This is a genomic window from Marinobacter sediminicola, assembly GCF_031157525.1.
Classification (GTDB): Bacteria; Pseudomonadota; Gammaproteobacteria; order Pseudomonadales; family Oleiphilaceae; genus Marinobacter; species Marinobacter sediminicola.
The window spans coordinates 1-392 of the sequence record NZ_JAVIXR010000039.1; the positions used below are offsets into that span (position 1 = coordinate 1).

Annotated in this window: 1 pseudogene; it reads left to right on the plus strand. The window is 53.8% G+C overall.

The features are described 5' to 3' along the window. Positions 1–392: pseudogene (locus tag RG807_RS17855) on the plus strand (electron transfer flavoprotein subunit beta/FixA family protein); the annotation flags it as partial.

Genomic DNA, 392 nt, shown 5'->3' on the forward strand with positions numbered 1-392 from the left:
GTCAAGCCGGATAACACTGGTGTTGATCTCGCCAACGTCAAAATGGCAATGAACCCATTCTGCGAAATCGCTGTTGAAGAAGCGGTTCGTCTGAAAGAAAAGGGCATTGCAAACGAAATCGTCGTGGTTTCCATCGGCCCCAAGGCGTGTCAGGAGCAGATTCGTACTGCTTTGGCGCTGGGCGCTGACCGTGGCATCCACATTGAAGCCGATGAGGACGTTCAGTCCCTCGACGCCGCCAAATTGCTGAAGGCCGTGGTTGAGAAAGAAGAGCCAAAACTGGTTATTCTCGGCAAACAGTCCATCGATTCTGATAACAACCAGACCGGCCAGATGCTGGCTGCGCTGACTGGCATGGGCCAGGGCACCTTCGCGTCTGAAGTGGTTGTTGA